This window comes from Microbacterium sp., from assembly GCF_032084865.1.
Taxonomy (GTDB): Bacteria; Actinomycetota; Actinomycetes; order Actinomycetales; family Microbacteriaceae; genus Microbacterium.
On the sequence record NZ_DAMDLU010000011.1, the window covers coordinates 25,677 to 31,965 of the forward strand.

A 6,289-nucleotide genomic window follows, 5' to 3' on the forward strand; every position below is an offset into this window, starting at 1 on the left:
CATCCGATGTCTGTGCGAGGATGAACGCATGCGACAGGAATGGTTCGACACGGCGCGGTTCGGCATGTTCGTGCACTTCGGCATCTACAGCGCCGCCGCGCGGCACGAGTGGGTGCAGAACTACGAGCGGCTGACCGACGACGACTACCGGCAGTACTTCGAGCATTTCGAGCCGGACCGGTTCGATGCGCGGGAACTCGCGCGGCGCGCGAAGGACACCGGGATGTCGTACGTCGTGCTCACCACGAAGCATCACGACGGCTTCTGCCTGTTCGACTCCGCCCTCACCGACTTCACCGCGCAGACGGCGTGCGGTCGGGACCTGGTGCGCGAGTACGTCGACGCTCTGCGCGCCGAGGGGCTGAGGGTCGGGCTGTACTACTCGCTGATCGATTGGCATCACTCTGACTTCACCGTCGACTGGAACCACCCGCGTCGTGACGACCCTCAGGGCGCAGCGCTCAACGAGGGCCGCGACATGGGCCGCTACCGCGAGTACCTGCACGGCCAAGTGCGCGAGCTGCTCACCCGCTACGGGACGATCGACTACCTGTTCTTCGACTTCACCTACCCCGACGGTCGCGATGGCTGGGCCGGTAAGGGCCCGCAGGACTGGGCTGCGGCAGGACTGCTGGAACTGTGCCGCGAGCTGCAACCGGACATGCTCGTGAACGACAGGCTGGGAATCCCCGCCGATTTCGTGACACCCGAGCAGTACCAGCCGACATCTCCGCTCGTCGTCGACGGGGTTCCACAGGTGTGGGAGGCCTGTCAGACGCTCAACGGCTCCTGGGGTTACCACCGGGACAACACCGACCAGAAATCCCCGACGCTGCTCGTGCAGATGCTCGCCGATTCGGTGTCGATGAACGGCAACATGCTGCTGAACGTCGGCCCCGACGGGCGCGGCGCCATCGCTCCGCGTGACGTGCGCACGCTCGACGAGATCGGTGAGTGGATGAGTCTGCACCGCGACGCCATCGTCGGCGCCGGCCACGCCGAGTTCACACCGCCGCGCGAGGGCGTCTACACCCGCCGTGGGAACAGGCTCTACCTGCACCTGTTCAGCTGGCCCCTCGGCTTCGTGCATCTGCCCGCGCTGGCGGGACGGGTCTCGTTCGCCCGTTTGCTGCATGACGGGTCGTGGCTGAGGACGTCGGAGGCCGATCCCGATCAGCAGGCCTCGCACATGACGCCGGCCGGCGAGGCGGAGGGCACCCTGACCGTGCACCTGCCGGTGCGTCGTCCCGACGTGCTGATGCCGGTGATCGAGCTGACGCTGCGCTGAACCGGGCGGCTCACGCAGCGGGCAGCTCGAGGGCGTCCAGCGCCAGCCGGGCGGCGCCCAGGACGATCGCGTCGGCGCCGGTGTCCGCGGCTTCGATGCGAAGGGTCTGCGTCGCCAGTGGGTGGCATGCCTCGTACACCCGGCTGCGCACCGCGGCGAGGAAAGGTTCGGAAGCGCTCATGCTTCCGGTCAGGAAGACCGCGTGCGGGTTGAAGAAGTTGACCATGCCGGAGAGCGCCTGGCCGAGATGGGTGCCCGCCGTGCGCACGAGGGTGGTGGCGACCGGATCGGCATCGCGTGCGAGTGCCAGCACCTGTTCGGTCGATCGGATGCCGGGAACGCCGCGCTCCGTGATCTGTCGCACCAGGCTGGCTCCGCTGGCGACCGTCTCCAGGCAACCGGTGTTGCCGCACGAGCATGGGACGTCCCCGCCCCCGTCGATCCGAGTGTGGGTGATGTCGCCGGCAGCGCCGCTCGCACCGCGGTAGACGTGACCGTCGACGATGATGCCGCTGCCGATGGCGGTGCCGGCCTTGACGGTGATGCTGTGCTGCGAGGTGCCGAACTGCGCCCGGTGCTCGCCGAGAGCGGCGAGATTCGCGTCGTTGTCGACGACGACGGGCGCGCTGCCGAAACGTCCGCGCAGGTGATCGTCGACGCGGAAACCCGCCCAGCCCGGCATGCGCGAGGGTTGGTCGACGCTGCCTGAGCCTGTCCGCACAGGGCCGGGAAGGCCGACGCCGATGGCCCGCACGGTCGCGCCTGTGACCATCTTCTCCATCGCCGCGCCGACGGCGGCGAGCGTGCGCTCGGGTCCTTCGGTGAGATCGATGGGAATGCTCTGAGTGCGCTGGATCGCCCCAGACAGGCCGTGGCGCCCGAGCCGTGCGTGCCCGCCACCGATATCCGCGGTCAGGACGACCCCGCCGTCCTCGGCGACGCGGAGCATCCGCGGCCGCCGTCCGCCGCGTGAGCTGCCTTCCCCGGCCTCCTGCAGCACGCCGGCCTCGAGCAGCGCCTGCACACGCAGGCCGACGGTCGACGCGGCCAAGCCGAGCTGATCGGCGATCTGCGAACGCGAGCGGGCTCGTCCGCTCGCGACCAGGTCGAGGATCCGGCGGGTGTCGTCTGGTGCTGCGGCGGGCATGAGCTCGTCTCTGGTCGATATCGGTTCGGCAACGCTCACGAGACATCGGATGTTCGGGTTGCGCTTGGCATCGAATCATGACACGGTAACTTCCTGCAAAACAATCAGAGGTTGTTTCGAAACGCGAAACAAGCTTAGAGATCCCTGTGCAAGGAGGCATTCAATGAAGAAGACGCGGGTGAGCGCCGTTGCGGCGATCGCGGTCGGCGCGGTCGCGATGACCGGCTGCGCGAGTGGCAGCGGAGGGTCGAACGCCGGAGCCGATGGAGACGCCATCGTCGTCGACATGTGGTCCGGCAGCGAGGACGACACGGCTGCGCTGGAGGCGCAGATCGAGATCGCCAAGAAGCAGAACCCCGACCTCAAGATCGAGCTGCGCACCGCGCCCTGGGGTGACTTCTTCACCAAGCTCACCACCAACATGGCCTCGGGCAACATGGCGTGCGTCACCGGCATGAACTCCGGCCAGCTCGCCAGCTACACCGACGGCTTCGTGAAGCTCACCGCCGACGACCTGAAGACCGCGGGCCTCGCCGAGAGCGACTTCGCCGACGGGGCGACCGAGATCTTGAAGAACAAGGGCGAGATGTACGGCCTGCCCTTCGACGTGGCGACCATGCTGGCCTATTACAACGAGGACATGCTCACGGGCGCCGGCGCCGAGCTGCCGGCCGTCGGATGGACGTTCGATGACTTCGAGGCGATCGCCGCGAAGGCCACCTCCGGTGGCAAGTACGGGTTCGGCATCGGCATGGGCGACTTCCAGTGGCAGGCACTGCCCATCGCCAAGTCGGGGACTCAGCCCGTGGCCGAGGACGGCACCCTGCAGCTCGATGACAAGGACTTCGTATCCGCCGCCGATTGGTATGCCGGGCTCGTCACCGACCAGAAGGTCGCCGCCCCGGTCGCCTCCGCCTCCGACACCGGCTGGGGAGAGAACCAGTTCACCGGCCAGAATGCGGCCATGGCCGTCGACGGCACGTGGAACGCCGTGGGATACCTGACCAACGACGCCGGCTTCGCGGCCGGGCTGGCCCCGCTGCCGACCGGTGAGAACGGCGACCTCAGCCTGATCCTGGGTTCCGGTTTCGGCATCGCCAAGTCGTGCGAGAACAAGGAGGCAGCGCTGAAGGTGCTCGGCTCGCTGCTCAGCAAGGACGCCCAGGACTACATCGCTTCGTCCGGCCGCAGCTACCCCGCGCGCGCCGAGAGCCAGCCGCTGTACTTCGAGTCGCTCGACGAGGCGTACCGCGACGAGGTGCAGTCGGTGTTCGAGGCGGCCTTCGCGAACGTGCAGGGCCAGTACGTCTCAGACAACTGGGCCAAGGTCGGCACCTTCGTCCAGCCCGAGCTTGTGAGCGTGTACAACGGTCAGACGTCCATGTCGGACGTGCTCACCTCCGCTCAGCAGCAGTTCGGCAACTGACACATCGATCCGGGGCATCCGCCCCGACTAAGGAAACGCAGATGACCATCTCGACCGCCCCGCAGCGTCGTCGCGGGTCGTTCGCCAAGGTCGAGGCGCGCCAGGCGCTGGGCTTCGCAAGCCCAGCCCTGGTGGGCCTCGCCCTGTTCACGATCGTGCCCGTCGTCTTGTCCGTCGTGATGAGCTTCTTCGACTGGCCGACGTTCGGCGAACGCACCTTCAACGGCGGAGCCAACTACCTCCGCCTGTTCGATGACCCGAACTTCCTCCCGTCGCTGCGCAACACGCTGGTGTTCACGGTCCTCTACGTGCCGATCAGCATCGTGCTCTCGCTGGCCCTCGCTCTTGGCCTCGGACCGCGCATCCGGGGTCGCGGTGCACTGCGGGTGCTGTTCTTCATCCCCGTGGTGACGCCGATGGTCGCGAACGTCCTGGTGTGGAAGATGCTGCTGCAGCCGCAGGGCCTGTTCAACGGACTGTCGCAGACCTGGTTCGGCATCGAGCTGCCCAACTTCCTCGCCGATCGTCAGTGGGCGATGATCATGGTCGTCGTGATGAGCGTCTGGCAGGGACTCGGCTACAACATGCTCATCTTCTCCGCGGCTCTCGAGCAGCTGCCCGAGAGCGTGGTCGAGGCCGCGCGCATCGATGGGGCCCGCGGGCTGCGCATGATCTGGAACGTGATGATCCCGATGATCTCACCGGCGATCTTCTTCGCCACGATCATGACCATGATCACCTCACTGCAGGTCTTCGTGCAGCCGCAGCTGCTCACCGGCGGCGGACCGGGCAATTCCACCATGCCGCTGGTCATGTGGATCTACAACCAGGGCTTCAAGTTCCAGGACCTCGGCCTCGCGGCTGCGGGAGCCTGGATCCTCTTCGCCCTCATCATCATCATCACCGCGCTGCAGTTCGGAGCGCAGAAGAAGTGGGTGCACTATGAGCACTGACACCGTCCTGCAGCCGGTCCTCACCGCCGCACCCGACGACGAACAGGTGCACGTGGAAGGTCGTCGCGGCCGCGCGCCGATGACGCGGGCGGCTCGCGTGCGCCTGATCATCGGCCACGTCACCATCTACGTCGCGGCCGCGCTGTTCATGCTGCCGTTGATCTACGCATTCTTCTCGGCGCTGAAGCCGAACAATGACATCTTCTCGATGCCGCCGCGCCTGATCGGCTCCGAGATCCGCTGGTCCAACTTCGCGGACGTGTTCGCCTTCGGTCCGTTCTGGACCTACATCGGCAACTCGCTGTTCGTGTCGGTGGCGGGCACGCTCGTGGTGCTGATGGTCTCGACCACCGCCGGGTACGCGTTCGGGCGGCTGCGCTGGAAGGGCCGCGACGCGGTGTTCGTGCTCTTCCTCGCCACTCTGATGGTTCCCGCCGAGGTGCTCGTCATCCCGATGTTCCAGGTCATGCAGTGGTTCGGCTGGGTCGACACCCACCAGGCGCTGATCTTCCCGTTCGCGTTCACCGCGTTCGGCACTTTCCTGATGCGGCAGTTCTTCCGTGGCATCCCGTACGAGCTGGAGGAGGCGGCCCGCGTCGACGGAGCCGGCCCCATCCGCTCCTTTCTGCAGATCATCCTGCCGCTGTCGACTTCGGCGGTCGCGGTGCTGGCGGTGTTCACCTTCCTGTCGTTCTGGAACAGCTATCTGTGGCCGCTGATCGTCACGGTCGACTACAACGCGCACGGCACGCTGCCTGTGGGTCTGGCCAGCTTCTCGGGTCTGACCGGCACCCGCTGGGATCTGCAGATGGCCGCATCGATCATCTCGATGATCCCGACCACGCTGCTGGTGGTCGCGCTGCAGAAGCACCTGGTCAAGGGCATCGCCATGGCCGGCCTCGGCGGGCGCTGATCCCGGTATGGCTCAGCATCACGAGACCGAGGTGAGGCCCGGTCACGCCGGGATCGACATCGGCGGCACGAAGATCGCCGCGCTCATCGTCGACGACGCCGGCGCGATACTCGCACGCGGCGCCGTACCCGCTCCCTCACTGCAGGGCGGCACAGCGATGGCGGATGCCGCTGCCGGCCTGGTCGCTGCTCTGGCGGATCGCGTCGCCGTGCGACTTCGCAGCGCCGGCGTCGGGGCGGCTGGCGTCATCGATCACCAGACGGGCTCCATCCGTGCGGCATCGGCGACCTTCGTCGACTGGGCGGGATTCCCGCTCGGCGACGAGCTCTCCGCGCGTCTGGACGTGCCCGTCGGCGTGGAGAACGACGTCAACGCGTTCCTGCTCGGCGAGGCGGCCGCCGCCGGCGTCCGCGATGACGTCCTCGGTGTCATGCTCGGAACCGGGGTCGGGGGAGCGGTGATCATCGACGGGGGGCTGCGCCGCGGACCGCACGGCGCGGCGGGCGAGATCGGCCACACCCCCGGGTACAGCGATCTCGTCTGCACCTGCGGGCAGATCGGG

General features: G+C 67.3%; 6 protein-coding genes. 5 read left to right on the forward strand and 1 reads right to left on the reverse strand.

Annotation, left to right across the window (positions count from 1 at the left end; all coding sequences use genetic code 11):
* The first annotated feature begins 28 nt into the window (after positions 1 to 28).
* On the forward strand, positions 29 to 1,288 hold the full coding sequence (locus tag RT309_RS02500) for an alpha-L-fucosidase (protein WP_313355028.1): 1,260 nt from the start codon (positions 29 to 31) through the stop codon (positions 1,286 to 1,288).
* 10 nt (positions 1,289 to 1,298) lie between these two features.
* Here RT309_RS02500 and RT309_RS02505 read toward each other — a convergent pair whose 3' ends face one another.
* Positions 1,299 to 2,435 (reverse strand): ROK family transcriptional regulator, encoded by a 1,137-nt coding sequence (locus tag RT309_RS02505; protein ID WP_313355030.1) that lies wholly within the window; start codon positions 2,433 to 2,435, stop codon positions 1,299 to 1,301.
* A 163-nt stretch (positions 2,436 to 2,598) separates the two neighbouring features.
* Between RT309_RS02505 and RT309_RS02510 the strand changes: the two genes are divergently transcribed.
* From RT309_RS02510 to RT309_RS02525, 4 genes are all read left to right on the forward strand, one after another.
* Positions 2,599 to 3,861 carry a sugar ABC transporter substrate-binding protein gene (locus RT309_RS02510; protein WP_313355032.1) on the forward strand — a complete coding sequence of 421 codons (1,263 nt, stop codon included), beginning with the start codon at positions 2,599 to 2,601 and terminating at the stop codon, positions 3,859 to 3,861.
* 41 nt (positions 3,862 to 3,902) lie between these two features.
* Entirely contained in the window at positions 3,903 to 4,814 is a 912-nt protein-coding gene (locus RT309_RS02515) for a sugar ABC transporter permease (RefSeq protein ID WP_313355034.1), read from the forward strand.
* Positions 4,804 to 5,727 carry a carbohydrate ABC transporter permease gene (locus RT309_RS02520; RefSeq protein ID WP_313355036.1) on the forward strand — a complete coding sequence of 308 codons (924 nt, stop codon included), beginning with the start codon at positions 4,804 to 4,806 and terminating at the stop codon, positions 5,725 to 5,727. Before RT309_RS02515 ends, RT309_RS02520 begins: the two co-directional genes overlap by 11 nt.
* 7 nt (positions 5,728 to 5,734) lie before the next feature.
* Positions 5,735 to 6,289, forward strand: a 555-nt coding sequence (locus RT309_RS02525) for an ROK family protein (RefSeq protein ID WP_313355038.1), incomplete at its 3' end; no start/stop codon positions are given.

Coding starts and splice junctions, on each gene's coding strand:
- RT309_RS02500 (WP_313355028.1), top strand. CDS start 29: ATGCGACAGGAATGGTTCGACACGGCGCGGTTCGGCATGTTCGTGCAC.
- RT309_RS02505 (WP_313355030.1), bottom strand. CDS start 2,435: ATGCCCGCCGCAGCACCAGACGACACCCGCCGGATCCTCGACCTGGTC.
- RT309_RS02510 (WP_313355032.1), top strand. CDS start 2,599: ATGAAGAAGACGCGGGTGAGCGCCGTTGCGGCGATCGCGGTCGGCGCG.
- RT309_RS02515 (WP_313355034.1), top strand. CDS start 3,903: ATGACCATCTCGACCGCCCCGCAGCGTCGTCGCGGGTCGTTCGCCAAG.
- RT309_RS02520 (WP_313355036.1), top strand. CDS start 4,804: ATGAGCACTGACACCGTCCTGCAGCCGGTCCTCACCGCCGCACCCGAC.